Raw genomic sequence first — 24695 nt, 5'->3', positions numbered from 1 at the left:
TGTTGATGGATTGGTCACGCGGATTGGAGTGCGCAGGTGCGCTCCACCGCCGCGTCGACCGCCGTGGCGTGACTGACGCCAACGATGAGGGGGTTGATGTCGATGCTCAGTACGTCCGGGTTGCCGGCGCCAAGCGCGGAGACCGCGCACAACGCGGTCACGACGCCTTCCAGGCACAGCGCCCCAGTACGAGATCGACTGATCATGTCCGATACCCGGGATCGACCTATCAGTTCGGCAGCGGCTGCCCTGTCGAGATGCCCAACGTGGAGCACCACGTCGTCGAAGAACTCGGCCCACACCCCACCCAGACCGACCAGGGTGGTCGGCCCGAACACCGCGTCGCGCTTGTAGCCGACAATGACCTCGAGTTCGCCGCGCACCATCTCGGCGACCAGCAGCTCCAAGTCCACGCTGGCGCTCGCGGCCCAGTCGAGCATTCGTTGTGCCTCTCCGCGAACGGTTTCCGGATCGACGAGGTTCGTGCGGACGAGCCCGAGTTCGGTCTTGTGCAGCACGCCGGCCGCGCTGCCCTTCAGTACCACCGGAGCAGCGATTTCGCGCGCCGCGGCAGCCGCCTCGGCAGCGCTGCGGGCTCGAATGCAACGCGGCGTCGTCACGCCGAGAGACGCCAGCGCAGCGAGGATGGCGTCCTCGCTGTGAAGGTCGGCGAGTTGTGGCACGGCACCGTGAGCTGCTGTGACCGCCAGTGCCGATGGCGCAGCGGAGACACCGGCCAATGCCGACAACGCGGTGCGGACGCCCCGGAGCAGCGGGACGCGGTGTGAGCGACAGAAGTCCATCAGGAGCGGGTCGGGATCCTGACTGGTCGGGCTCACCATGACCGGGAACCTGCTGGACCCGGACACCGCATCCACCAGATACCGGGCCAGGTCGAGTGCGAGTTGCTTCTCATGGTCGCCAGATGTCCGTTGGCTGTCGATGGAGACCAGCAATGTGTCACCGGATTCCTGAGCCACCTGGGCGAGCGCTGCCGGATAGATCTTGGTGTAATCGTCGGTTCCCCACGGATCCAACGGATTTCGGACCTGGAAACGTGGCCATTGCCGATTCAGGGCTGCCGTTCCCGCCTCGCTCACCGCAGGCAACTCCAGACCGACGTCGTGAGCGATGTCCGCGATCAAGTTGCCCTCGCCACCGGAATTGGTGATGACGTGCACCCGGCGCCCGCGCGGCAGGGGTCGCTCGGCGCCGAACAGTTCGCCAATGGCGAGCAACTCGTCGAGATCCTGGGCGATGATGGCCCCGGCCTGCTGAAACGCCGCAGCGGTCACGCGCGCGCCGGATGCCAACTTGCCTGAGTGCGCCGCGATACCCTCGCATGCCGTCGGCGAACGGCCGACGATGCACACCGCCAGTCGCTTGCCGGCGGCGGCGAGCCGGCGCGCCGCGGATAGCGTTGCGTCGGCGTCGGTCACCGTCTCGACGAAGGCCAATACGGCGGTGGTCTCGGTGTCCACGGCAAAGAAGTCCAGAATCTGGCCGAGTGACGTGGTCACCTCGCTACCCGAGGATACTGCCGTCGAAAGTGGCACCCTTCCACCGGAATTGATGACAGCCTCGATGATCGCGCCACTTTGGGCGACCACGCCGACCGAACCGCGGCGGGCCTCAGCCGGCACAGTGCCGATATAGGGCGCAGCGCCGGTCACGAGATCCAGCACGCCCATGCAGTTGGGCCCGATGACCTCGAAGTCGTGCCGTTTGCGTAGCTGCGACAGGTGAGACGACAATGCCGTGGCGTCCGCCCCTGAATCGGTGTGCCCCCCACCGGGGATGATGAATCCGCCGACGCCGATGCGCAGGCCCTCCTCCACCACCGCGCTAACGCGTTCGGTCGCAACCTGTACCAGTACTACGTCTGGAACCTCTGGCAGTGCAGACAAACTGGCGACTGTGTTCATTCCGTCAATGACGCTGGGCTTTGGGTTGACGGCGTACAACGCACCTGTGAAGGCGGTCTGCCTGCAATTGCGGATGGCGATCTGACCGACGAACGTGCGCGGCGACGCTCCGACGACCGCGATCGACCGCGGACGCAATATCGATGAAAGCGACATGCCGACAATGATTGCCGCGGTTGTCGAGGGGAGTACAGCGTCAACGTGTCAACACGAAACGGCAAGAGTGGACACAGTGCCCATGGTCACACCCGGGTGCGCCCAGCAAGCTTCAAAGGAATGTCCAAGTCGAGAAGGGTTGTTATGAACGCGATTCCGGAGAGCTTCCGTGCGTATGTCGTCGATGGTGAGACTGGCGCAGGTGTCCGAGAGTTGAGCGTCGATCAGCTTGGTCACGGTGACGTCGTGATCAAGGTGAGTTGGTCGAGCGTGAACTTCAAGGACGGGTTGGCGTCCAAGCCAGATGGCAAGGTGGCCCGCATCTCGCCACTGGTGCTCGGGATTGATCTGGCCGGCACGGTTGTCGACGCGGGGGACACCGATCTGGTCGCTGGGACGCCGGTGGTGGTGCACGGCTATGAACTGGGTGTGGCGCACCACGGTGGCTACAGCGAATACGCGCGCGTGCCACGAGATTGGGTGGTACGTCTGCCGGACGGATTGAGCGCGCGCGAGGCGATGAGCATTGGGACGGCGGGGTTCACCGCAGCGCTCAGCGTCGATGCGCTCGAAGCGCACGGCCTGCGCAACGACCAGGGCCAGGTGTTGGTGACGGGCGCCAGCGGCGGTGTCGGCAGTACCGCTGTCGCCTTGCTCGCACACCTCGGATACCAGGTCGTGGCCTCGACGGGCACCGCGTCCGCACGCGACTGGCTGCTTGAACTCGGTGCGCACGAGGTGATCGAGCGTTCCCAGACCGCGGCCGCAGCCAAGCCGCTTCAGAAGGAACAGTGGGCTGGCGCAGTGGATTGCGTCGGTGGCGACACGCTGGCCTACGTGCTCAGCACACTGCGATACGGCGGCGCGGTCGCGGCCAGCGGAAACACCGGCGGCGCCAGCCTCTCCACCACCGTCTTTCCCTTCATTCTCCGCGGTGCGGCACTGCTGGGTATTGACTCAGTGCAATGCCCGATGTCGCGGCGCCAGCACATCTGGAACCGGCTGGCGACCGATCTGCACTCCGACACCCTGAGCACCATCGGTACCGAGGAGACGACGCTGGACAACGTGCCGGCTGCCCTGTCGCAGGTCCTGGCAGGAAAGACCGTGGGACGCACGGTAGTGCGCGTCGGCTGACACACGCACACCCGCACGTGCGGCGGTCGGCTGCTATGGCCGACCGCCGCACGCGGAGAATCCCTCACAGGTGTCCGATCACAGTCGGCTGCCGGCCTCAGTCAACGCGTTGTGCAGGATGTCGTTGTCGGCCAGTCACTTTGGTCACTTATGCCAAGCATCTCCCTGGCGCGGTGGGCGTGTTGCGCTCTCGGGAGGGCCGTGGCGCCGACAGGCCATCGGCCTCGGCATCACATGACGGACGCAGCAGCGGGAGCATTCGCTCCAGGGCGACGAATAGGCAAGTCGGGTTAAATTTGCCAGAGGCTAGCGCCCGGCTCTGTGGCTCGGCGAACAGGCTAAATCAACCAGTGGGTTGGCGAGGGGCTTAGGTCGAACTTACTTGCCCGCAACATCGTCGCTGGTATTCCCAAAGCTCACTCGGCTACCAGTAGTAGACACCGAAGAATATTTGTCTACTGCTCCGTGAGCAAAGGTAAATTTCTTGATCTGGGCACGTAAGCGCGCCGTTATCAACGATTCGCCGTGTGCTGGCAAAGTATGAAACAAGTTCTAAAACTGGAAAATATTAGTTGCATTAGCAAGCGCCTACCGCATCGACTGCGTTTGCTGGCGACGCTTCATCGATTATTTGATCTGCAATTACCTGACAAATGTGCAGGGGCGGGATTCGCTACCTCGACGGCAGCGTCAATTGTTTGCGGAAAATGACTCCGCTCAGATTGCTCTCAGGCTACGTTCCTCTTCGTCGTACATCACAAAAGCGTCACAACAGCACAACTTTGAGGGAGTGGTTCATGCACGCAATGCTGCGTCCATATGTCACGGCGGGGATCTCACTGGTGGGGGCCAGCGCCATCGCCATCAGTCCGATCAGCCCGGTGTCGACGGCGCTACCGGACATCTACGCACCTGCGCACGCCGTGTCGTCGGCCGCGGTGAACCTGGTGGCGAGTCCGGTCGACTTCTACACCGAGGTGTTCTCGCGGACGACCGTCAACCTTGGGACGCTCGCCGGCACCCTAATCGGGGACCCAGCGCCGATCCTCACCCAGGTCATTAAGAACCAGGTCGCGAATGCCAATGCTCTCATCCTCAGGTTGGCCGAAGGCGCTGGCAACCTCGCGTATGCCGTGACCGTGTTGATTCCCCAACAGCTCCGCACGGCGTCCGCCGCTCTCGCCAATGGCGATGTCGAGGGCGCGGTGAACGCTCTTCTGGATATCCCGGCCGCACTTGCGTTCCCGATTCTCGACACGATCTATGACGCGATCGTCACGCCGATCATGCTGGCGGCAGACCGGATCAACAACGTCATTCAGAACACGCCCGGCACGATCATTCTTGCGGGCGCCATCGCCATCATGGGTCCGGTGATCAGCACCATCGGCGCAATTGGTACGGCGGTACAGGGCGTCATCGACGCCGCGGGGACCGGCGACATCGTGAAGGTCGTCCAAGCGTTCGTCAACGCTCCCGGAGTGGTCGTCGACGGCTTCCTCAACGGGGGATACGGGCCGTTACTGCTGGGCTACATCCCAGCTCCGGGCATTCTGTCCGCTGTCGATAGTTCCGGTCCTATTGCCGCAGCCCTGGCGATTCGCAAGCTCATCGCGCAGCAGTTGGCACCGGTTTCTCAAGTGCCCTTCTCCGGTGCGGCTCTGCGCAGCGGGGTTGACGAGCTGAGTGGCGCAGCGTCGTTCGACGCCAAGAACGCGTCCCTCGAATCCGAATCCGGTCCGGCCGTCGATGCGCCGGCGGGACCTGCGGCTGAGGAGAGCGGCGCTGACGGTGGCGCTGGCGATAATGCTGGTGCCGGTGGCGAGGGCGCCGGCACGCCCGGAGGTGGCACCGACCTCGGTGGCGGCGCTGGCGAGGGTGACGGAACCGGTGAAGGCGCTGGCGAAGGTGCCGGCACGCCTGAGGGCGACGCCGGTGACGAGGGCGAGGTCAAGGGCAAGCCAGGCGGTGGCACCGACCTGACCAAGGGCAACAAAGCGGAGCCCGGCAAGACCGGTACGACGTCCACTCGCCAGGACAACGATCCGTCGCAGGTCACCACCACCCCCACCACCGCAGGCGACCCGGCCGTCAATGTCGACGCCAACGAAGCGCCCAAGGGTGATGCGGGTGCCGGCGCCGGAGGCGGCGACAACACCGGTGGCGGCAGCAATACCGGTGGCGGAGGAGGCGACAGCTGACACCAGGAATCGATTAGTCCCGCTTGGCGGGTAGACGCGGTCGTCGCAACACTCTCGATATGAGAGGTTGCGGCGACCGTGTCGTTTTCAGAGCCGGCTGCAGAACTCGTGGGCTGCGCGAGTGAGAGCGGCGGGCCCACCGCGAAGGGCCTGTTCGATCGGCGTCCCGCGGGGCGTGATCTCGATGAGTTCGGCGACGCCGTGGTCGAGCAGGACTGAGGCGTCGGCGCTGACGCGGCCCGCGAAGATGACGACGGGCGTGTGGTGGCGGCGCGCGACCTGCGCGACGCCGAAAGGTGTTTTTCCGAGCACGGTTTGGGCATCGACGCTGCCCTCTCCGGTGAAGACCCAGTCGGCGTCGGCGAGTAACCCGTCGAGGTCGACGGTCTCGGCGACGACCTCGACGCCGGGTCGGGCGTCAGCCCCCCGGTATTCCAGGAACGCGAACCCCAGCCCACCGGCGGCTCCGGCGCCGGCACGCTGCGGTCGCGCACTGCCGAGGGTCACGGAGGTGACATCCGCCAGCCGCGTCAATGCCGCCTCGAGACGATCCACGTCGGCCGGGCTCGCACCCTTCTGCGGCCCGAAGACGCTGCTCGCCCCGTCGGGGCCGAGGAGCGGGGCCGTGACGTCGCAGGCAAGCCGAATGTGGGTGTCCGCGAGTCGCGGGTCCAGCCCATCCAGATCGATCCGGTGGAGGTGCTCCAGGGCGACGCCGCCCGGAGCGAGGCGAGTGCCGTCGGCTTCGGTGAACTCGGCGCCCAACGCCGACAGCATGCCCGCGCCACCGTCATTGGTCGCCGATCCGCCAAGGCCAATGAGAAGGTCGGTTGCACCGTGATCCAGCGCCGAGATCACCAGCTCACCCACACCGAAGCTGCTGGCGTCGAGAGCATTTCGCTCATGCCGCGCGACCAGCGCAATCCCGGCGGCAGCCGCGATCTCGATCACGGCAAGGCGGCGGTGCGGAATGTAGCCGTACGTGGCGGGTGTGGGGCGCCCCAGTGGATCGCGGACCTCCACCGTCACACGTTCGCCGTTGAGCGCATCGACCACGGCGTCCACGGTGCCCTCTCCGCCGTCGGCCATCGGCACGCCGACACATTCCGCGTCCGGGATGGCGGACAGGACGCCGCTGCGCATCGCGCTGACGGCCTGCGCCGCGCTCATGGACTCCTTGAACGAGTCGGGAGCGAGGACGAACTTCACCGGACGGGGGTCAGTGGCGGTTCACCGGCGAGCACCGCGGCGGCATTGTCGACCGCGAGGATGCCCATGGTGTCGCGGGTCGCCTCACCCGCACTGGCCGTGTGCGGGGTCAGAACGAGCCCCGGCGCGTCCAGCAGGGCGGGGTTCACCTGCGGCTCACCCTCGAAGACATCCAGTGCGGCACCGCGGATCTGGCCGGAGTGCAGGGCCTCGATCAGCGCGGCCTCATCGACGACGCCACCGCGGGCGGTGTTGATCAGGTACGCGGTGGGCTTCATGGCGGCCAGCGCGGCGGCGTCGATCAGGTGGCGGGTCTCGGGTGTGAGCGGTGTGTGGACGGTGACGATATCGCTGTCGGCCAGCAGGGTTGCGTTGTCGACGAACGTGACACCGTTCTCGACGCTGCCGGGGGTTCGACTGCGCGCCGACGCGATGACCCTCATGTCGAACGCTTGCGCGCGGCGCGCGACGGCCTGACCGATCCGGCCGTAACCGAGGATGCCGAGCGTGGCGCCTGCGCTGATGTCGAGGCCCACCAGCATTCGCGGACCCCACACCCAGGGCTGCTTACTGCGGATCAGCCTGTCGCCCTCGCTGATTCGGCGGGTGCAGTCGAGTATCAACGCGAAGGCGTGATCGGCCGACGCGCGGTCGAGGACCCCGGGAGTGTTGGTGACGATGACACCCGCGTCATCGGTGGCCGCCAGGTCGATGTTGTCGAAGCCAACCGCGACGTTGGCGATGACCTTCAGTTGCGGTCCGGCTGCGGCGAGCAGCTGCGCGTCGACGCGCTCGGTCAGGGTGATGACGGCGGCACTGGCGCCCGCGATACCCGCCTCGAGTTCTGCGCGGCTCGGCGGCGCCTCGGCCCCGATCCGCAGCGGCGCTCCGAGTGAGTGCAGGTGATCCATCGCGCGGTCGGTGAGAAGCCGTGACACATAGATCATTCCGGTCACGTGAGGACTCTCCTTGTAGTGCTTCGTGGTTTCTGGGTCGACGGTGCGAACGTGTCGATGGACTCATCCAGGGTGCTCAGCGGCACCGTCCCCGTGACGTCGGACCAGACCTGTCGGTAGTGCTGCCAGCGCTGGGCCACGATGGGCCGCCATTCCGGGCGGGGGCGCACCAGCCGGGCCTGCGGTGGCGCGACGACGGTGCCCTCGAGCATCTCGACGCACATCGCGGCCGCGCCGATGGCGGGCAGGTGACTCTCGTCGACAACGAGGATGTCGCGGTCCAGCACGTCTGCGAGTAGCTGCGGGAGTTCGGGTTCGAAGCCGAAGGCGCCACTGGCGTACAGCGTGCGCTGCTGGTCCCCGATACACGACTCGACGATCATCCTGTCGGCGAACAACACCCCCTCGACGACACCGCGGGCGGCGGCCGGTGTCGCGGGATCGGGTATGTCACCGCGCATCGCGGTTCGGGGCTCGGCGAACCACAGTGGGCCGCGTTCCGGGCGGGTGTGCGGGATGAAGACGGGGGCGTCGGCCATCTGATCGGGGCGGGCTCCGAAGGCGGTCCCCACCAACGCCGCCACCGCGATATCGCCCTGGCCGTAGCCCAGTCGTGCGGCGCCGTCGGCCAGCGCGTCGCCGCCGTTGATGACACCGTTGATGAGCCACCGGCCGGCCCGGACGTCGACGCGTTGCAGCGCCTTGGCGCGGGGGTCGGGAACCGCGAGCGCGTTGGACACCACGTGTGTAGTGCCCATGATGAGCAGCGGGCGGCCCCCGGGCTCCGTTCCCAGCGCATAGGACGCGGCCGGGGTGTCGCCGGACCCGACGAGCACGGGAATGCTCTCGGGCAGGCCCAGCCTCGCGGCGGCAGCAGCGGTCAGCGGGCCCAGAACGCTCAGCGACGGCAGCACCGGTGGTAGTTGCTCGGGTGGAATTCCCAGCTGCGCAACCACATCGGTCAGCCAGCGGCAGGATCCGTCGGTGCTGGCCATCAGCCCGGTGTAGGAGGCCTGGGTGGGGTCGATCGCGCGCTGCCCGGTCAACCACTGCCCGAGCCAGGTGCCGGCGAGGCCGAATGTGGCTGCCGCTGCGGCAGCTTGGGGCTCGATGCTCTGGAGCAGTCGGTGCGCCGCCCCCATCGCGGTGGCGGGCATCAGGTGATTGCCCAGCAGCCGACGATGCGCGGGGGACAGCGCGGCGATGAGCTGCTCGGTGGGCTCGGCGAGCCCGGGGTGATCCCAGGTGACGCCGGCGACCAGTGGCTCGCCGGCCGCGTCGAGCAGCAGCGCGGTCGGGCAGTGGGTGTCCATCCCGACACCGCGCACGTCTGCGGTGTGTGGGGCCAGTTCGCGTACCGCTGCAGTGACGCTGGTTCGCCATGCCGACGGGTCGGCCCGCCCGGCCCCGGCCCCGCGTGCTGCGGGATGCGGGACCCGGGACCGGGCGACAACCGTGCCGTCAGAGGCGAGAACCACAGCCTTGGTGGCCGATGTGCCGACGTCGATTCCGAGGTATGTCACCGGATCGGCGTCCTGATGATGCTGTTCCCAAGGCATTCGAAACCCACTCCTTCGAGGGTTGCGCACGGTTCTGATCGGCTGTGCGGAAATGGCTTTCGGTCAGTCGAGCAGCTTGGCGGCGACCTCGGGGCTGTCGCCACCGTGGATGACGGCCTTGAGTGCGGCGACCATCTTGCCGGGATCCGGTGCCTGCCAGATGTTTCGGCCTGCGGTCATACCGTGGGCGCCAGCCTCGACGACGGAGGCTGCCTGCTTGAGCACGTCCAGGGGGCTGTTGGCGGGCGCGCCGCCGGCCGCGACCACGATGGCCGGGGTGCCCTCGACGACCTTGGCGAACTCGGCCGTGGAGCCGGTGTACCAGGTCTTGACGATATCGGTGCCGAGCTCGGCCGCGGCGCGGGAGGCGTAGAGCACCGATTCGGTGGAACCCTTGCGGTCACCCCACATCTCGCCCGAGGGGTAGGCGTGGCACACGACGGGAAGGCCCCAGGTGTGCGCCTCCTCCACGACGCGGGTGAGCATCTCGAACATGGCGACCTGGTTGGAGGAACCGGCCGAGATGCCGACCGCGACGGCGTCCGCACCGAGTCGCACGGCGTCCTGCACGGTGGCGATCGTGGCGTCGTAGGTGGGGTGGAACTCGACGGAGAACATCGAGGCCTTGAGGATCCAGGGCAGGGGAGCGCGGTTGCCACCGAGCAGCGGACCGGCCAGGCCCTTGGTGATGGTGACGGCGTCGGGCTCACCGTCGGCGATGCTGGCGAAGGTCGAACCGATCGTGGCCAGCCGGGGCGCGACGCCGCGGGGCACGGCCTGGTCGAGGGCGACGGTGACGGTGCGGCCGTCTGCGGCGAAGAGCCGGCGCAGCCGGAGGTTTCGTCCGAGTCCGGCGGTGGTTCCCGTCGGGTTGATGTCGAAGGCGGGGGTGAAGGTGGCGGTCATGCCTACTGCTCTCCTTGTGTGGTGGGACGGGCCGAGGGTTGGGTCTGCGGGTCAGGCCCAGGGATTGACGCCGACACGCATGTCAGCGCCGGAGCCTGCGAGGGTGAGGGCCTCGACGGCTTGGTCGAGCGGCAGCTGGGTGCCGATCAGTTCGGCGACCGGTAGCTGTCCGGTTGCGACCATGGGCGCGACGGCGTGGAAGCCGTCGAGTCGGCACGACGAGGCGCCGACGATGTTCCATTCGTTGTAGTGCACATCATTGGCCGAGACGGCCAGGTCGGCGTCGGCGCCGAACCCGGCGAAGACCGACACGCTGGCGCCGGGTGCCAAGCAGCCCAGATACGGTGTCAGCGCATCGATTCGGCCGATCGCCATGACCAACACGTCGATACCGCCGTCGCTGAACGCGTTGAGCTGCTCGGCCGCGTCCGGGCCGGGCTCGAGGACCAGATCGGCTCCGAAACGGGTTGCCATCGCGCGTCGCCCGGCGATCGGGTCGATGGCGGCGACCCTCTCCACGCCGAAGCTCTTGGCCAGCCCGGTGTGGATCAGTCCGAGCGGGCCGCAGCCGACGATCAGCGCGGTCTCGGCGCGCGACATGTTCGCGAGCTTCTGTCCGTTGTAGGCGCACGCGACGGGTTCGATGATCGCGGCCTCAGCGGCCGAGACGCCGCGGACCGGGACCAGGTTCTGTCGTGCGACGGCCGGCACGTGGACGAACTGGGACAGGCCGCCGGTGAGCTGGTAGCCGAACGCCTTTCGGTTGCGGCAGATGTTCTCGTGTCCCTTGCGGCAGGCCGCGCACTCACCGCAGGTGACCAACGGGTAGACGGCGACCTGATCGCCCATCGCCACACCGTCGGGCAGCGGGCCGTTCGCGTCGACCACGGTGCCGGCGAACTCGTGACCCAACACGGTCGGGAAGGTGACGTTCTTCTGCTTGCGGCCCTCGTAGATGCGAACGTCGGTGCCGCACAACAGTGCAGCGTCGACGCGAAGGAGAACGTCACCGGGTTCCAGGGTGGGGACCGGCACCTCCTCGATCCGCAGATCGTTCGGCTGGTGCAGCACGGCCTGGCGCATCGTCGTCTGCCCGGAGAGCGGCGCCGACTGCGTTGCGGTGGCGGTGTCCGACGTGGTGGTCACGGTTGGTTGCCTTTCACATTGGTGGGCTCGGCGAGAGCTCGCAGGGGTTGGACGAGTTCGACCTGTGCCCCGGTCTTGCGCAGTTCGTCGAGGGATGTCGGGTCGGCGTCGTCGTCGGTGATCAAGCGCCACCGCGCCGGTGTCGGTGACCAGTAGTTGAACTGGTCGGTGCTGACCTTGCGGCGATCGGCGACGACCACGATCTGGCGCGCCCGCTGCATCATCAAGGTCTTGAGACGGCTCTGCTCGAGTGTTCGTGATGCGACGCCGTACTCCGGATGCACGGCGTCGGCGCCGATGAAGGCGTAGTCCGCGACGACGGAACCGAGCATGTGCTCGGCCTCGGGTCCGCTGACTGTCTGGTTCACGGCGCGCAGCCGTCCGCCGAGGACGACGACCGAGACGTCCTCGTTGCCGAGCAGGACGTTGATGGCTCCGATGCCGTTGGTGAACACCGTGACGTCCGCGGCGTCGAGGTGGCGTGCGACGAACTCGGTCGTGGTGCCGGCGTCGAGGATCACCACGGCGCCGTCGTCGACCAGTTCGGCGGCGTGCCGGCCGATGGCGTCCTTCTCGGCGGTGAACTCCAGATGCCGCTGGTGAATCGAGAGCTCGGCCGGGCCGGTCAGGGCGACACCGCCGTAGGTGCGGGTGATGTGGCGGTCCTGGTGCAGCCGACTCAGGTCTCGCCTGACCGTGGCGAACGAGACGCCGAACCGGTCGGCGATCTCCTCCACGCTGAGTGCGCCGGACTCGACGGTCTGCAGCAGCTGAAGGATCTGCTCCCGCCGCTTCGCGCCGCGGACATCCCGGCGACGCGCGACCAGTTCGTCGTCACCCGTGTCGTTCGTCAGATCCTCGTTGCTCACAGTGACCGAAGTTACATGCGCGATGTGCGCAAGTCAACCTTAGATGCGTGAATCGATCATCTTGTGAACACGAAGCCCCCACCTTGTGATCGAGTGCGCATGCAAGCACGCAAAAGATCGGGTCTTGACAATAGAAATGATTGGTTCAATCATGTACGACGAGGATCCTGATTGTGTCGCGCACCACAGCCACGCTCAACCAGCGTCCGCTTCTCACCCCGCGGTGAGCGAAACAATCAAACAGTCCAACTTGGAGACACAGATGACTAGCATTCCCGCTACGAAATCGGAACCCGCCGACCCCGGCCCCGCAGGCATGACCCGCGCCACCAAGGTGCGGTGGGCTGTCGCGGTGTTCTGCGCGGTCGGCCTCGCGATCAACTACATCGACCGGTCGGCGATCTCGGTCAGCCTGCCGTTCATGACCGAGGACTTCCATCTGACGCCCACCGAGAAGGGCCTCATCCTGAGCGCCTTCTCGTGGAGCTACGCGTTGATGCAGATTCCGGCGGGCCGGCTCATCGACAGGTTCGGCGAGCGCGTGATGTTCGGCGCCTCGGTCCTGGTGTGGTCGCTGTTCACCGCCGCCACCGCGGGCGTCTCGAGCTTCGCCGCACTGCTTGGCCTGCGGCTCGGCCTGGGCGTGGGCGAGGCCGGTGCCTACCCGGCCGCCGCCAAGACTGTGTCGCAATGGTTCCCGCTGCGACTGCGTGGCCGTGCCACCTCGGTCTACGACAGTGGTGCCCGCATCGGCAGCGCCGCGGCGACGCCGCTCATCGCGCTCATCATCGGCGTGTTCAACTGGCAAGCGGCGTTCCTCTTCGCCGGTGGAATCGGCATTCTGTGGGCGATCGGCTGGTGGGCCTGGTACCGGCGGCCGGAGAACAAGGCCGGGGTCAACGAACTCGAGATGGAGATCATCCACGAGAGCCACCGCGAGCAGAGCGCCAACAACCTGAACCCCGACGCCAAACCGATGAGCATCGCCGAGCTGTTCAAGCAGCGCACCGTGTGGGGCATGATGCTCGGCTTCTTCTGCCTGAACTTCATGATCACCTTCTTCCTCACCTGGTTCCCGTCATACCTGGTGGAGGAGCGCGGATTCGACCTCCTCAAGCTCGGCGCCTTCGGCATGATCCCGCCACTGGCCGCCATCCTGGGCAGCTGGGCCGGCGGACTGGTCGGCGACTACCTGCTGGAACGGGGATGGTCGTTGAACAAGGTTCGCAAGACCTGCCTGGTGGGCGGCATGCTCGTCTGCTCGGTGATCGCGCTGGCCGCGGTCGCACCCGAGGCGTGGCAGGCGCTGGTGCTGATGTCGATCTCGTATGCGGCGGCGGCATTCACCATCGTCTCCATCTGGTGCCTGCCCGCTGACGTGGTCGACTCCAGCACCGTCGCCAGCCTCGGCTCGACGCAGAACTTCTTCTCCAACATCGGAAGTGCGCTGAGCCCCATCGTGATCGGTGCGCTCTACGGCGCCACCGGATCGTTCACGGTGCCACTGCTGCTGACCGCCGCGGTCGTCGTCGCCGGTGCGTTGTGCTTCGGCCTGATGATCAAGAAGGTCGAGCCGATCCGTCGCCCCGAGTGGGACGCCGCGACGACCTGAAGCTGACAAAGAGTGGACGACGGCCTTCGCCCTGTGGCGGGGGCCGTCGTCTTGTCTAGGTCTTCCCAGGCGGGTCGATAGGCTCCGATCGTGATCACCCTGGACCGGCTCGTCAACGTGCTGGGTGGGTACGGCGTCGTATCGCAGCTGGGTTCGGTGCCGCGATCGACCGAGCTGCGCAGCGTCGTGATCCCCGAGGCCGGCGTCTTCGGGGACGTCGTGCTGGGCATCGGGGCGCGGACGGTGGAGGAGGCGCTGCAGTGGGCGGTGGCCGCGGGTGCCAAGGCGGTACTGGTCCGCGCCGCCGATCAACCGCCAGCCACCAGCGTCGCGGTGTTGTACGTCGACCCGGCCGTCCCGTGGAGTGAGTTGGCGGCCGTCGTCTACGGCCTGGTCCTCGAGGGTCGTGAGACCGAATCGGGCCGCGGGCCCACCGACTTGTTCGCCCTGGCCGACAGCCTCGCCGATGCGATCGGCGGCGCGGTGGTCATCGAGGACCGCCGCGCCCGGGTGCTGGCGTACTCGCGGATGCAGACCGATGCCGACCTCGCCCGCATCCAGACGATCCTGGCGCGGGCGACACCCGAACCGTTGCGCGCGGCGCTGGAACGGCGCGGCGTCGACACCCGGTTGTCGACGTCGGACGAACCCTTCTTCGTCGAACCCGTCACCGAGCATGGGCTGACCGGACGCATGGTGGTCGCGGCGCGCGTCGGGCGCGAACTGCTCGGCTCGGTGTGGGTGACGTGCTCGGCGGAGTTGGACGGCACGCCGCGCACCGCGCTGGCCGACGGTGCGCGCACGGTCGCCCTGCATCTGCTGCGCTCGCGGGCCAGCGCGGACCTGGAACGCCAGGTCGAGTCCGAATCGGTGATCCGGCTCCTGGAGGGCGCCGCGGACGCCGCCACCGTGGTCAGCAGGCTGGGGCTGCCGCAGGAGCGGCTGCGGGTGATCGCCGTGCGGCCCCGCATCGCCGCCGAGCCGCACACCGCGCTGCTGGTGGCATTCGAGCAGGCAACGGCGGGTTTCGGGTGGTCGCGACCCGGTCGCAGCGCGGTTGTCGACAACGCCGTCTACACGGTGCTGCCTGCGGAGTCCGCCACCCAGGCCCGGCTCTGGACCACGCGACTGGCGACGGCGCTGCCCCCGGCTGCGACGTTGTGTGCGGGCATCAGCGGCGAGGCGACGGCGGTCGAACTGGCCACCGCGCGTCGCGAGGCCGACGAGTGCCTGGGCCTGCACGAGGCGAACTCCTCGCGCATCGATCCGCCGGCCTATGACGAGTCGTGGGACGACATCCTGCTGCAGCGGCTACGGACGGCGGCGGGATCTGGGCGCAGCCCGACGCGTGGGCCGGTCGCCGCGCTGGTCCGCTACGACGAGGAGCACGGCACGCTGTTCGTCGCGACGCTGCGGGGCTGGCTGGAGGCTCAGGGTGACGCCGCGCAGGCCGCCATCCGGCTGGGTGTTCACGAGAACACCGTGCGGAATCGGCTGCGCAAGATGTTGGAGATCGCTCCGCTGGACCTCGATGACCCGGACAAGCGGCTCGCGATGATCATCCAGCTCGCAACTGTGGCATCGCCACAAAACCCCACCGCCTGATTGTCGCTCCAGCCCAGTCGGCGTTGCTCAACTAGGACCATCATGGTTTGGAAGGAGTACTGGCTGAACAGGGAGGTTCGTGGTGGCGGGCGCCGAGCGTATCGACGGGGGACCCCGGTCGGTAATCGTGGTGGGCGCGGGCATCGTGGGCCTCTCGACGGCGTGGTTCCTGCAGGAGCGTGGCGTCGAGGTCACGGTCGTCGATCGCGCGGGTGTGGCCGCGGGTGCGTCCTGGGGTAACGCGGGCTGGCTGTCACCGGCGCTGACGATTCCGCTCAACCAGCCGGCGGTGCTGCGACATGGACTGCGCTCGCTGCTGGATCCCGCTGCGCCGCTGCACATTCCGCTCAAGGCCGACCTTGGGCTGGCCGGCTTCCTTGGCCGCTTCGCGCTGAACTGCCGGACCTCACGCGCTGAACAGGTGATTCGCGCCAACCTGCCGCTGAACGAGGAGTGCTTCGAGGCCTTCGACGTGCTCACCAACAACGGTGTCGACGCGCCCCGGACCGAGGCGTCGATCACCGCGTTGTTCGAGAACGACCACCAGGCCGACGAGCTGCGCCGTGAGCTGCAGGACCTGCGGCACGCCGGTCAGTCCGTCGAGGTCACCGAGCTGACGGAAGATGAACTGCGCGAACGGGTTCCGCTGGCCTCGGGTGCGGTCAACGTCGGGCTGTCCATCGACCATCAACGCTTCGTCGACCCGGGCAGGTTCGTGACGGCGCTCGGAGACGCGGTCGCCGAACGCGGTGCCGAGATCCGCCAGCTGCAGGTCACCGATGTGTATCCGGTCGGCAATCGAGTCGCCGTGCACGGACTCTGCGGAGCGACGCTGCATGCCGACGCCGCCGTGATCGCGACCGGAGCGTGGCTGCCGGCACTGGCGCGGCGATGGGTGCGAGTGGGGGTGCGGGCCGGCCGCGGCTACTCCTTCACGGTGCCCGTCGACCGCCCGATGCTTGGACCGGTCTACCTGCCCACCGTGCGCGTGGCCTGCACGCCGTACCAGGGCGCCCTGCGGGTGGCGGGAACAATGGAGTTCCGCGACCCCGACGACCCGGTGATGCCGGCGCGGGTCCGTGCCATCGCCGATTCGGCCGCCGGGCTGCTCGAGGGCGTGCGCTGGGACGATATGCACGACGTCTGGGTCGGCCCACGACCCGTCACCACCGACGGCCTGCCAGTGATCGGGCAGGTGGACGCGGGCGTCTACGTCGCAGGCGGCCACGGCATGTGGGGCCTGGCGCACGGCCCGATCACCGGCCGTCTACTGGCCGAACAAATCACCACCGGAAAGCAGTCCGACGCGCTCGCCGCGTTCGAGCCCCTCCGGTAGGACCTCACCCACAGCTGTCAGGGGCGGTGTGCACAACACCCGCCCCTGACGGCAAACCCCTACAACAAGGAGATTTCAATGACCACTGCTCAAGGCGTCTGGCTCACCCCCGCGGCACACGATCGCCTGCGCGAAGAACTCACGACGCTGCAGAAGTGGGCCGTCGACGTCACCGACTCCGCCGACACCGATGCGGTCGCGGTACGGCGTGCGCAGCAGGCTCGGATCCAGCAGATTCACGAGATGTTGGTCAGCGCCGTGATCGGTGAGGAGCCGCCGAACGACGGGATCGCCGAACCGGGCATGGTCGTGACGGTGGGCTACGCCGGCACCGACGACACCGACACCTTCCTGCTCGGCACCCGCGGCGCGGATTACGGCGATATCGAGGTGTACTCGCTGAACTCCCCGCTGGGGGCGGCGATCAATGGTGCGCGGGTGGGCGATACCCGCAGCTATCAGCTGCCCAACCTGGCGACACAGGACGTCACACTGCTGCGGGCGGTGCCGTACGGGCTGCACGACACCGCGGGCCCGCGCTCGGCGTAGCGTGGGTTTTCCGTGGTGAGGCCGTCACGCGGTGGGCTGAGACGACGCTCACATCGCATGCGCAGTAACGCGCAGCGAGCGCCGAGCGAAGACTAAGCCAGGGGAGAGACAAACTTTTCCCGCAACGGGAACGGGTAAGCTTTTAGCTTGTCTTACTGTTGTAACGCAGAGGCTCGGCGAATAACGTCGCTGCCAAACGAGTGACGAGACTTCGCTGAATGTCGGCGGTGCCGTCGGAGGGTGATAGAGAATGTCGTTGACGACGAAGGTCATTGTTGGCTGTGGCGGCGCGCTGGTGTCGGTGTTCGCGAGTGCAGGAATTGCCTCCGCGGCCCCCGATGTCGAGGCAATCGTGAATTCCACATGCACCTACCCGCAGGTGATGGCGGCGCTGCAGTCGCAGGATCCCGCCGCGGCGGGCCAGCTCACCGGTAGCCCGATGGCTGTGGGCTTCTTGCAGAAGCTCGTTGCCTCGCCGCCGGAGGGTCGTCGCAGCATGATCGCGCAGATCCAGGCGTACCCGCAGCTCAACTCCTACACCGGGTTGATCAACTCGGTCGCGGGTTCCTGCAACAACTTCTGACAGGCAGTTCCACGCCTGAGTGCTGATGCGCGCTCGGCGGCGTCGTCATACTTGACGACGCTGCCGGGCGCGTTTCGCTGTCCGGGTGCGCTATGTGGCCACTTCGGGGATATTTGCGTCCGATAACATCGCAATTGCCGCCCACCCGTGACGAAGGAGAGCCGTGTGCTCCGCGCTCTGGCACTTTCCGTGACTGTCGCCGCAATCGCGATGTCGAGCGCGGTGATCGCAGCGGCAGATCCGCAACCCAGGCCCACCACCTACGCCATCGGCAAGTGCATCACCGCCGAACAGCCCGCTCAGCCCGAGCCCGAGCGATTCGACTACAACTGCGACAGCACCGGTGTGCTGCAAGACATGGTGTGGACGTCGTGGGATGCCAAGGGCGCCAAGGGTAAGGGTACCGACGACTCGTTGGAGTGCCAGCCCAACTGCGCGCAGGGCACCCGACTGACCAACCCCGTCGTCGTGCACGCGTGGAACCCGCAGCCGGCAGCCAGTTCCTCCAAGTGCCCACGCGGGTTCCTGTTCTACACCGATATGACCATCGCCTATCCGGATGGCGTGCCCCCGTGGATCAAACCCGACACGACGTGGGATGTCGGAACCGACTTCGTGACCATCGACGGCATGCCCGCGGTGCACTTCTCCGGTATGAAGCCCAACTGCCGCCTGTTCTAGGTCTGTGCGGGTTCGGGTTCGGTTGCCGACGACGCACGCAGCATGAGCCGGGTGGGGATCAGCAGACGGGTGCCCTCCAACGGAGGGAGATCGCAGTCTGGCTCCTCGCGGGCGATCAGTTCGGTGAGGATGCGCACTGCCTGAGCGCCCATATCCCTCGGATGCAGATGAACGCTCGTCACCGGTGGGTTCGTGACGCGAAGGATCGTGCTGTCGACTGCGCTTGCCAGGGCAAGATCGCCGGGCACCGACACGTGAGCCGCCCGCGCCGCGTTGAGTAGCGCGATCGCGCAGCCATCCGAGCTGGTGTAGACGGCGTCTGCCGGAAACGGCCCGGCACGCAGCGAATCCAGTGCTCGGTCCATCTCCATTGGCGACATGTCCGACACCGCGAACACGGCCGGGGGCACCTCGTGCTCGGTGCACCACTGACCGTAAGCGTCGACGATATCGCGGATGAAGGACCGTGAGGACGTGTCGATGATGAGCGCGGGACGCGAGCAACCCTGGGCCACAAAGTGATTCATAACCTCCCGGGTGGCGTTCGCATGGTCGTTGTCGATGACGAACGAGGGGGCGCCCGCTGCGACCACAGGCTCACCGGTGGTGACGACCGGGTATTTGGCGGCGAAGGAGGACTGCAGCGCCTGTTCGGAGCCCTTGGGGTCAACGATGATCATGCCGTCGAGCCCGAATCCGCCCAGCGACGAGGGGTCAACGCCCGCCGACGTCACGATCAACGCGTACCGGGCGGCGGCGGCGGCCGCGGCGGCACCGTTGATCAGTTCCAGGAAGTACTCCGACTCGGATGTCGGCACCAGGCCACCACTTCCAGCGTCACCGTCGAGATCGGGCATCTGGATGACGAGGATTCGGCTGCGGCGCGTAACTAATTGTTGGGCATGGGGATTGGCGGTGTACCCGAGCCGCTCGGCGACCTCGAGGACACGCTTGCGCGTCTTGTCTGCCACGCGGCCACGGCCATTGAGCACGTGGGACACCGTTGTCATTGAGACGTCGGCCTCGCGTGCCACGTCCTTGATGTTCGCCACGTGCCTCCCTGAATCCGCTCTGGTGCTCGTCGTCACATTTGGGTCTTGACCCGCATCAGATCACTGCATTATGGTTTCATACCAGCAGAGCCAAAACCTTTTGTCAAACTCCGTCTCGTCAGTCGGTCCGCAACCGGCCCCTAGTGGTGTCAGTCGAATGCGGACCTCTTTTTCTGGCCGATGCCAAAAGGTTTTGCCAAACTTGAGGAGCGACGTGATGAGCAGTGGGATCAGCGTGAGCGGCCACACCGTGCCGGCGCTGGATGCGAACACCGAGGCAGTGCGCCGGCTCTTTGCCTGCCAGCCGCGGCTCGTCGCCGTGGAATCGGCGTTGCACGCCATCCCGGGGATGCAGCGCAACCAGGTCCTGACGTCAGGTCCGACGTTGCCGTTCGAGCGCTACACCGGGGGGCAACGCGAAGCCCTGCTCGGCGCGGCGATCTACGAGGGATACGCCTCCAACCGTGCCGAAGCCGAACGTGCCTACGCCGCTGGTGAAGTCGTGGTCAGCGGTTGTCAGCAACTCGGTGCGGTCGGCTCACTGGCCGGGGTGACCACGGCGTCCATGCCGGTTGTGGTCGTCGAGGATCCGATGACCGGCGACCGGGCCTATTGCACGCTGTATGAGGGCGATGCGGTTGACCGCCTGAATTACGGCGTCTACACCGCGGCCACCCGCGAGAATCTGGACTACCTGCACGACCACGTCGGGCCGGCCCTCGACCGTGCGGTCCGGATGCGCGGGGGCGTCGAACTCAATCCGATCATCGCCCGCGCACTGACCATGGGCGATGAACTGCACAGCCGCAACACCGCAGCCACTACGCTCTTCGTCCGCGAACTCCTTGGTGTGCTCGCCGACCTGTCTGCGGACGATGCCCGCGTACTCGCCCGGTACCTCTTCACTGGCGACTACTTCTTCCTGCGTCTCGCGATGGCCGCGGCCAAGGTCATGGCCAACACCATGCGCGGGGTTCGCGGCTCCAGTGTGGTCACCGCGATGGCGTTCTCCTGTGCGGAGTTTGGCGTCCAAGTCGCCGGCACCGGGGATCAGTGGTTCTGCGGTCCGCTTCCCACCTTCGAGGCGACCAAGCTCCAACCGGGTTTCACCGCGGATGACATGGAGTTCATGGGTGGCGAGAGTGTCATCACCGAGGTCGTCGGGCTAGGCGGAGTCGCGCAGGCGGCGGCACTTCCGCTGCAGCGATCCAGCGGAGGCAGTGCCGCAGCAATGATCGCGCGGACGACCCAGATGTATGACATCTGCGTCGCCGAGCATCCCGACTTTCGCATCCCAGTGCTCGACTATCGCGGTACACCAGTGGGTTTCGACGTTCGTGTGATCGCCGAGACGGGCATTACCCCCGTCCTCGACATCGGGATCGCCGGTGTGGGCGGAGGACAGATCGGCGGTGGCGTCGCTCGCGCGCCGCTTGAGCCGTTCCTACTGGCAGCCGAGGCGCTCGCCAAGCAATAGCCAATTCAGCAATGCCCTCAGCCACATCGCTGTGGGACTCGATATCACAAGGAGATAGCTGCATGACTGACACCGTGTTCGAACGTAACGACACGCTGTATGGCCTTGACCCGGAGCACACGCGGGTCGCGGAGGAGCTCCGTGCCAAGGGCGTCAAGTACGCGATGGCGAACTGGATTGACGTGCTCGGCCGGCCAAAGTCCAAGATCGTGCCGCTGACCCACTTCGCGGATCTGGTCGCAGGTGCCGAGCGCTATACGCCACGTGGGTTCGGTGGTATCGGCAGCATGAACCCCACCGAGGATGAGGTCATCGCGGTGCCGGACCTCAGCACGCTGAAGATCCTCCCCTGGGATCGGCAGTACGCCTGGATGCTCGCCGATATGAGCTTCGGTGGGCGTGAACCATTCGCGCTGTGCCCTCGTGCGGCGTTGCGGTCACAGGTCGAGGCGGCCGCCAAGATGGGCTACTCCGTGCATCTCGGGGTGGAACCGGAGTTCTACGTGTTCCGCCCGGAGTCACTCGAGGGCGACAACGACCGTCTCATCCCGATCTCGCCCAGCGGTTCGCTCAAGCCGTCGCCAGCCTATGACGTCGAGGCGACATTGGATGCCTCGGAATTCCTGGACAAGCTCGTCGGCTACCTAAGCGAACTCGACTTCGGCGTTTACGCATTCGGCCATGAAGGCGGTGACGGTCAGTACGAACTCAGCATTGGACACGCGCCGGTCATGGAGATGGCCGACCGGATGACCCTATTCCGGTTCGCGGTCAAACAGGTCGCCAAGGAATGCGGACTGCTAGCGACCTTCATGCCCAAGCCATATGCCAGCATGTGGGGATCGGGCGCGCACCTCAACATGAGCCTGGTCAACCTGGACACCGGTCGCAACGCATTCCGCGCTGACGACACCGCCGGGCAGTGGACTCAGGAGACCTACCAGTTCGTCGCGGGGGTGCTCAAGCACGCACCGGCCTTCACCGCGTTGGGCAATCCGACCACCAACTCCTACCGCCGGCTGACCCCGCGGCTGGCGGATGGTCAGATCTCCTGGGCGCCAACGCGGGTCAGCTACGGCTCCAACAACCGCTCCTGCACGGTCCGCCTGCCACAGAACCGGCCGTGCATCGAGTACCGCGCCGCAGACAGCGCCGCGAACTACCACTTCGCCTCGGCGTTGATGATCGCCGCGGGGCTCGAGGGAATCCGGGAGGGCCTCGATCCCGGTGCGCCAATGGAGAACGCATCGCATAACACCGACGCGCCGTCACTGCCGCGGACGCTTCTCGAGGCGATCGAGGCGTTCCAGAAAGATCCATTGGTGCACGACACGTTCCCGGCGGCGTTCGTCCGCGAGTACACCGAGATGAAGCTCAAGGAGTGGGAGGGCGACCACCTGCTGGTGTCGGACGCCGAGCGCGGAAGGTACCTGCTGGAGCTATGACAGTCGTCGGCGTTGTCTCTGGGTTGGGTCCCGATGGCTTCCTGATGAGCCACCGGAACTACATCGATGCGATCGTCGCTGTCGGTGGTTCACCGATCATGATCCCCGCCATGGTGGATCCGGACGACGCGTTGAAGCTGACCGAGCGAATCGACGCCCTGCTGTTGCTTAGCGGCGGGGATATTCATCCCCGCCGCTACGGCGACACAGTACGTGCCACTCTGCACGGCGTCGACGAGCAACGCGACGGCGTCGAGCTAGCCATCGCGCAGGCGGCAATGCGACGGGGGATAAAGGCCTTTGGAGTGTGTCGTGGGGCGCAACTACTCGCGGTCGCGCACGGGGGCCGGCTTGCCCAGGACCTGTTGGCCCTCGGGATGAACAAGCACATGGTCGACACCATCGACGGTGAGTACGCATCGATAATTCACCCCATTGAAATCAAGGAGGGCACTCTCGCCAGCTCGATCTTCCCCAATCTCACCAAAGTGAATTCGCAGCACCATCAATGCATCTCTGACACCGGTTCGCTGCTGGCGACCGCGTGGAGCCCCGACGGAGTTGTCGAGGCAGTCGAAGGCGAGAACTGTTTCGGTGTGCAGTGGCATCCCGAACTGATCTACACCGAAAATTCAGAACACCTCAAGCCATTCGAATGGCTCGTCCGAAAGTGACAACAACGGCATGGAAGACAAAGGCGTCGAGACTGCGATCAAGGACCGATTCTTACAAGTAGAGAAGCACGGGATCGAGTACATCCCCGAAGACGAGCGACGTTCCCGCCCTAGCAATTTGTACGTCCTGCTGCTTGGCGGCAGCATGACGTTCGGATTGTTCATCATCGGCTGGTACCCGATCGCCTTCGGTTTGGGATGGTGGTCGGCGGCGACGTCCATCGTCTTCGGCTCAGCCGTGGGAGCGGTATTCCTTGGGCTGTCCGGCCTGATGGGCCCACATTCGGGAACCAACAACCCGGTGTCCAGCGGTGCCTACTTCGGGGTCGCGGGGCGATTGATCGGCTCGTTCCTCGAGGCAACGGCGAGCCTGGCGTTCGCGGCCATCTCGATCTGGACCGGTGGCGACGCCCTGGCGTCGGCGTTGATCCGCTACTTCGCCATCCAGGACAACGAGGCGGTACGACTGGGCGCGTATGCGGTTCTCAGCATCATCGTCACCGTGATCTCCGTCTATGGCCACCACATCATGATGAGCTCGCTGAAGTTCATCCTGCCCACAGCCGGGCTGTGCATGATCATCGGGTTGTTCGTCTACAGCAAGGATTTCGACGCCTCGTACCAAGGTACCGGGAGCTACGCGTTCGACTCGCACCTGGTCACGTGGCTGATCTCCGCGCTGCTGTGCGCGGCCACCGTGTCGTCGTATGCCGCCTACTCCGGTGACTGGACGCGGCACATCTCGCCGAAGAAGTTCTCCGACCGCCGGATCGTGTTCACGCTGTTCATGGGTGGCATCTTCGGTATGGGCGTGTGCTTCCTGTGGGGTGCCTTCACATCAGCCGCCGCGTTCAACGCCGCGGCCGCCGACGCCGAAACCCCATTCGTCTTCGGCATCGTCGAGATCGTGCCGCTGTGGTACATCCCGTTCCTGCTGTACCTGGGACTGGCATCGGGCACGACGCAGGCCGTCATCAACACCTACGGGACCGGGCTGGACACCAGCGCCATCATTCCTCGGTTCAACCGTGTTCAGGCGACTCTGCTCGCCTGCGCCCTGGCCACCGTGCTGGTCTACGTTGGGCACTTCTATGACGCAGTTGAGAGCGGGATGGCTGTCTATCTGCAACTGCTGGTGTGCTTCTCGATTCCGTGGGTCGTCATCATCGTCTACGGCCACCTGCGTCGCCGCGGCTACTACAACGTCGACGATCTGCAGGTGTTCAACCGCCGGCAGAAGGGCGGCATCTACTGGTACCGGCGCGGGCTGAACCCACGCACGCTGGCCCTGTGGACCCTTTCGGCGGCGATCGGCATGTTGTTCTCACTCAACGACGCCTTCACCGGCGCATTGGTGCCGCTGATGGGCGGCATCGACGGTGGGCTCGTCGCCTCGGGTCTCACCGCGCTCATTGGTTGTCCGATAATCGACAGGTTGTGGCCGGATCGGCCCGAGATCTTCGGTCCGGCGGCTGAGCCCCGGAGCGTGAAGGAAGCCGTACCGAGCCCCGAGTCGGAGACGGTCGGATAGCACCGTCCCCCGCCGTACCGGCACCCCGGGCCACCGCCCCATGACCACCCGGTCGTGGGGCGGTGGACTGCGTGAAGCCGCACAAA

20 protein-coding genes are annotated in these 24695 nt (G+C 66.3%); 12 read left to right on the top strand and 8 right to left on the bottom strand.

Going from position 1 to position 24695, the window contains the following annotated elements; genetic code table 11:
- Positions 1-14 precede the first annotated feature (14 nt).
- Positions 15-2081, bottom strand: a complete 2067-nt coding sequence (locus ACZY0X_RS02195; protein WP_463767956.1) for an acetate--CoA ligase family protein — start codon at positions 2079-2081, stop codon at positions 15-17.
- Between the two features lie 144 nt (positions 2082-2225).
- Here ACZY0X_RS02195 and ACZY0X_RS02190 point away from each other — a divergent pair, with 144 nt between their 5' ends.
- Both ACZY0X_RS02190 and ACZY0X_RS02185 read left to right on the top strand, forming a co-directional pair.
- The gene (locus ACZY0X_RS02190) at positions 2226-3218 is read left to right on the top strand and encodes an acrylyl-CoA reductase family protein (protein ID WP_463767955.1); all 993 of its coding nucleotides are present in this window, start codon (positions 2226-2228) and stop codon (positions 3216-3218) included.
- A 797-nt stretch (positions 3219-4015) separates the two neighbouring features.
- Entirely contained in the window at positions 4016-5419 is a 1404-nt protein-coding gene (locus ACZY0X_RS02185; protein ID WP_463767954.1) for a hypothetical protein, read from the top strand.
- 87 nt (positions 5420-5506) lie between these two features.
- Here the strand turns inward: ACZY0X_RS02185 and ACZY0X_RS02180 are convergent, their stop codons facing one another.
- From ACZY0X_RS02180 to ACZY0X_RS02155, 6 genes are all read right to left on the bottom strand, one after another.
- Positions 5507-6628, bottom strand: coding sequence for a glycerate kinase (locus ACZY0X_RS02180; RefSeq protein ID WP_463767953.1), 1122 nt, complete (start codon positions 6626-6628; stop codon positions 5507-5509).
- The gene (locus tag ACZY0X_RS02175) at positions 6625-7575 is read right to left on the bottom strand and encodes a 2-hydroxyacid dehydrogenase (RefSeq protein WP_463768733.1); all 951 of its coding nucleotides are present in this window, start codon (positions 7573-7575) and stop codon (positions 6625-6627) included. The genes ACZY0X_RS02180 and ACZY0X_RS02175 overlap by 4 nt, the downstream gene beginning before the upstream one ends.
- 5 nt (positions 7576-7580) lie before the next feature.
- The gene (locus ACZY0X_RS02170; protein WP_463767952.1) at positions 7581-9143 is read right to left on the bottom strand and encodes a xylulokinase; all 1563 of its coding nucleotides are present in this window, start codon (positions 9141-9143) and stop codon (positions 7581-7583) included.
- Between the two features lie 63 nt (positions 9144-9206).
- Positions 9207-10049 (bottom strand): class I fructose-bisphosphate aldolase, encoded by an 843-nt coding sequence (locus tag ACZY0X_RS02165; protein ID WP_463767951.1) that lies wholly within the window; start codon positions 10047-10049, stop codon positions 9207-9209.
- A gap of 51 nt (positions 10050-10100) precedes the next feature.
- The gene (locus ACZY0X_RS02160) at positions 10101-11195 is read right to left on the bottom strand and encodes an alcohol dehydrogenase catalytic domain-containing protein (protein ID WP_463767950.1); all 1095 of its coding nucleotides are present in this window, start codon (positions 11193-11195) and stop codon (positions 10101-10103) included.
- Complete coding sequence (locus tag ACZY0X_RS02155) at positions 11192-12064, bottom strand: DeoR/GlpR family DNA-binding transcription regulator (protein ID WP_463767949.1); 873 nt, start codon at positions 12062-12064, stop codon at positions 11192-11194. The genes ACZY0X_RS02160 and ACZY0X_RS02155 overlap by 4 nt, the downstream gene beginning before the upstream one ends.
- Before the next feature lie 262 nt (positions 12065-12326).
- On the opposite strand from ACZY0X_RS02155, the gene ACZY0X_RS02150 reads away from it, so the two are divergent.
- From ACZY0X_RS02150 to ACZY0X_RS02125, 6 genes are all read left to right on the top strand, one after another.
- On the top strand, positions 12327-13676 hold the full coding sequence (locus ACZY0X_RS02150; protein WP_463767948.1) for an MFS transporter: 1350 nt from the start codon (positions 12327-12329) through the stop codon (positions 13674-13676).
- Between the two features lie 90 nt (positions 13677-13766).
- Positions 13767-15281: a PucR family transcriptional regulator gene (locus tag ACZY0X_RS02145; RefSeq protein WP_463767947.1), complete on the top strand. Its 1515-nt coding sequence runs from the start codon at positions 13767-13769 to the stop codon at positions 15279-15281.
- A gap of 82 nt (positions 15282-15363) precedes the next feature.
- The gene (locus ACZY0X_RS02140; RefSeq protein ID WP_463767946.1) at positions 15364-16617 is read left to right on the top strand and encodes an NAD(P)/FAD-dependent oxidoreductase; all 1254 of its coding nucleotides are present in this window, start codon (positions 15364-15366) and stop codon (positions 16615-16617) included.
- Positions 16618-16695: 78 nt separating this feature from the next.
- Positions 16696-17166 (top strand): GreA/GreB family elongation factor, encoded by a 471-nt coding sequence (locus ACZY0X_RS02135; protein ID WP_463767945.1) that lies wholly within the window; start codon positions 16696-16698, stop codon positions 17164-17166.
- Between the two features lie 250 nt (positions 17167-17416).
- Positions 17417-17749 carry a hemophore-related protein gene (locus ACZY0X_RS02130; RefSeq protein ID WP_463767944.1) on the top strand — a complete coding sequence of 111 codons (333 nt, stop codon included), beginning with the start codon at positions 17417-17419 and terminating at the stop codon, positions 17747-17749.
- 165 nt (positions 17750-17914) lie between these two features.
- A complete protein-coding gene (locus ACZY0X_RS02125; protein WP_463767943.1) occupies positions 17915-18430 on the top strand; it encodes a hypothetical protein in 516 nt (171 codons plus the stop codon).
- Here the strand turns inward: ACZY0X_RS02125 and ACZY0X_RS02120 are convergent.
- The gene (locus tag ACZY0X_RS02120; protein ID WP_463767942.1) at positions 18427-19482 is read right to left on the bottom strand and encodes a LacI family DNA-binding transcriptional regulator; all 1056 of its coding nucleotides are present in this window, start codon (positions 19480-19482) and stop codon (positions 18427-18429) included. The genes ACZY0X_RS02125 and ACZY0X_RS02120 overlap by 4 nt on opposite strands.
- 217 nt (positions 19483-19699) lie before the next feature.
- On the opposite strand from ACZY0X_RS02120, the gene ACZY0X_RS02115 reads away from it, so the two are divergent.
- The 4 genes from ACZY0X_RS02115 to ACZY0X_RS02100 all read left to right on the top strand — a co-directional run bounded on the left by ACZY0X_RS02115 (position 19700) and on the right by ACZY0X_RS02100 (position 24609).
- On the top strand, positions 19700-20959 hold the full coding sequence (locus tag ACZY0X_RS02115) for a YlbE family protein (protein WP_463767941.1): 1260 nt from the start codon (positions 19700-19702) through the stop codon (positions 20957-20959).
- 62 nt (positions 20960-21021) lie between these two features.
- Positions 21022-22404, top strand: a complete 1383-nt coding sequence (locus ACZY0X_RS02110) for a glutamine synthetase family protein (protein ID WP_463767940.1) — start codon at positions 21022-21024, stop codon at positions 22402-22404.
- Positions 22401-23078, top strand: a complete 678-nt coding sequence (locus ACZY0X_RS02105) for a gamma-glutamyl-gamma-aminobutyrate hydrolase family protein (RefSeq protein ID WP_463767939.1) — start codon at positions 22401-22403, stop codon at positions 23076-23078. The genes ACZY0X_RS02110 and ACZY0X_RS02105 overlap by 4 nt, the downstream gene beginning before the upstream one ends.
- Before the next feature lie 10 nt (positions 23079-23088).
- The gene (locus ACZY0X_RS02100; protein ID WP_463767938.1) at positions 23089-24609 is read left to right on the top strand and encodes a purine-cytosine permease family protein; all 1521 of its coding nucleotides are present in this window, start codon (positions 23089-23091) and stop codon (positions 24607-24609) included.
- Positions 24610-24695: the final 86 nt, after the last annotated feature.

The sequence above is a fragment of the Mycobacterium sp. IDUB_39 genome (genome assembly GCF_055419205.1).
This window is presented reverse-complemented; position numbering and strand designations above follow the sequence as displayed.

Excerpts from the sequence above, each read along its gene's own strand:
- ACZY0X_RS02170 (WP_463767952.1), bottom strand. The coding sequence starts at position 9,143 with ATGCCTTGGGAACAGCATCATCAGGACGCCGATCCGGTGACATACCTC.
- ACZY0X_RS02190 (WP_463767955.1), top strand. The coding sequence starts at position 2,226 with ATGAACGCGATTCCGGAGAGCTTCCGTGCGTATGTCGTCGATGGTGAG.
- ACZY0X_RS02130 (WP_463767944.1), top strand. The coding sequence starts at position 17,417 with ATGTCGTTGACGACGAAGGTCATTGTTGGCTGTGGCGGCGCGCTGGTG.
- ACZY0X_RS02185 (WP_463767954.1), top strand. The coding sequence starts at position 4,016 with ATGCACGCAATGCTGCGTCCATATGTCACGGCGGGGATCTCACTGGTG.
- ACZY0X_RS02195 (WP_463767956.1), bottom strand. The coding sequence starts at position 2,081 with ATGTCGCTTTCATCGATATTGCGTCCGCGGTCGATCGCGGTCGTCGGA.
- ACZY0X_RS02165 (WP_463767951.1), bottom strand. The coding sequence starts at position 10,049 with ATGACCGCCACCTTCACCCCCGCCTTCGACATCAACCCGACGGGAACC.
- ACZY0X_RS02115 (WP_463767941.1), top strand. The coding sequence starts at position 19,700 with ATGAGCAGTGGGATCAGCGTGAGCGGCCACACCGTGCCGGCGCTGGAT.
- ACZY0X_RS02150 (WP_463767948.1), top strand. The coding sequence starts at position 12,327 with ATGACTAGCATTCCCGCTACGAAATCGGAACCCGCCGACCCCGGCCCC.
- ACZY0X_RS02175 (WP_463768733.1), bottom strand. The coding sequence starts at position 7,575 with ATGATCTATGTGTCACGGCTTCTCACCGACCGCGCGATGGATCACCTG.
- ACZY0X_RS02100 (WP_463767938.1), top strand. The coding sequence starts at position 23,089 with ATGGAAGACAAAGGCGTCGAGACTGCGATCAAGGACCGATTCTTACAA.
- ACZY0X_RS02105 (WP_463767939.1), top strand. The coding sequence starts at position 22,401 with ATGACAGTCGTCGGCGTTGTCTCTGGGTTGGGTCCCGATGGCTTCCTG.
- ACZY0X_RS02110 (WP_463767940.1), top strand. The coding sequence starts at position 21,022 with ATGACTGACACCGTGTTCGAACGTAACGACACGCTGTATGGCCTTGAC.
- ACZY0X_RS02135 (WP_463767945.1), top strand. The coding sequence starts at position 16,696 with ATGACCACTGCTCAAGGCGTCTGGCTCACCCCCGCGGCACACGATCGC.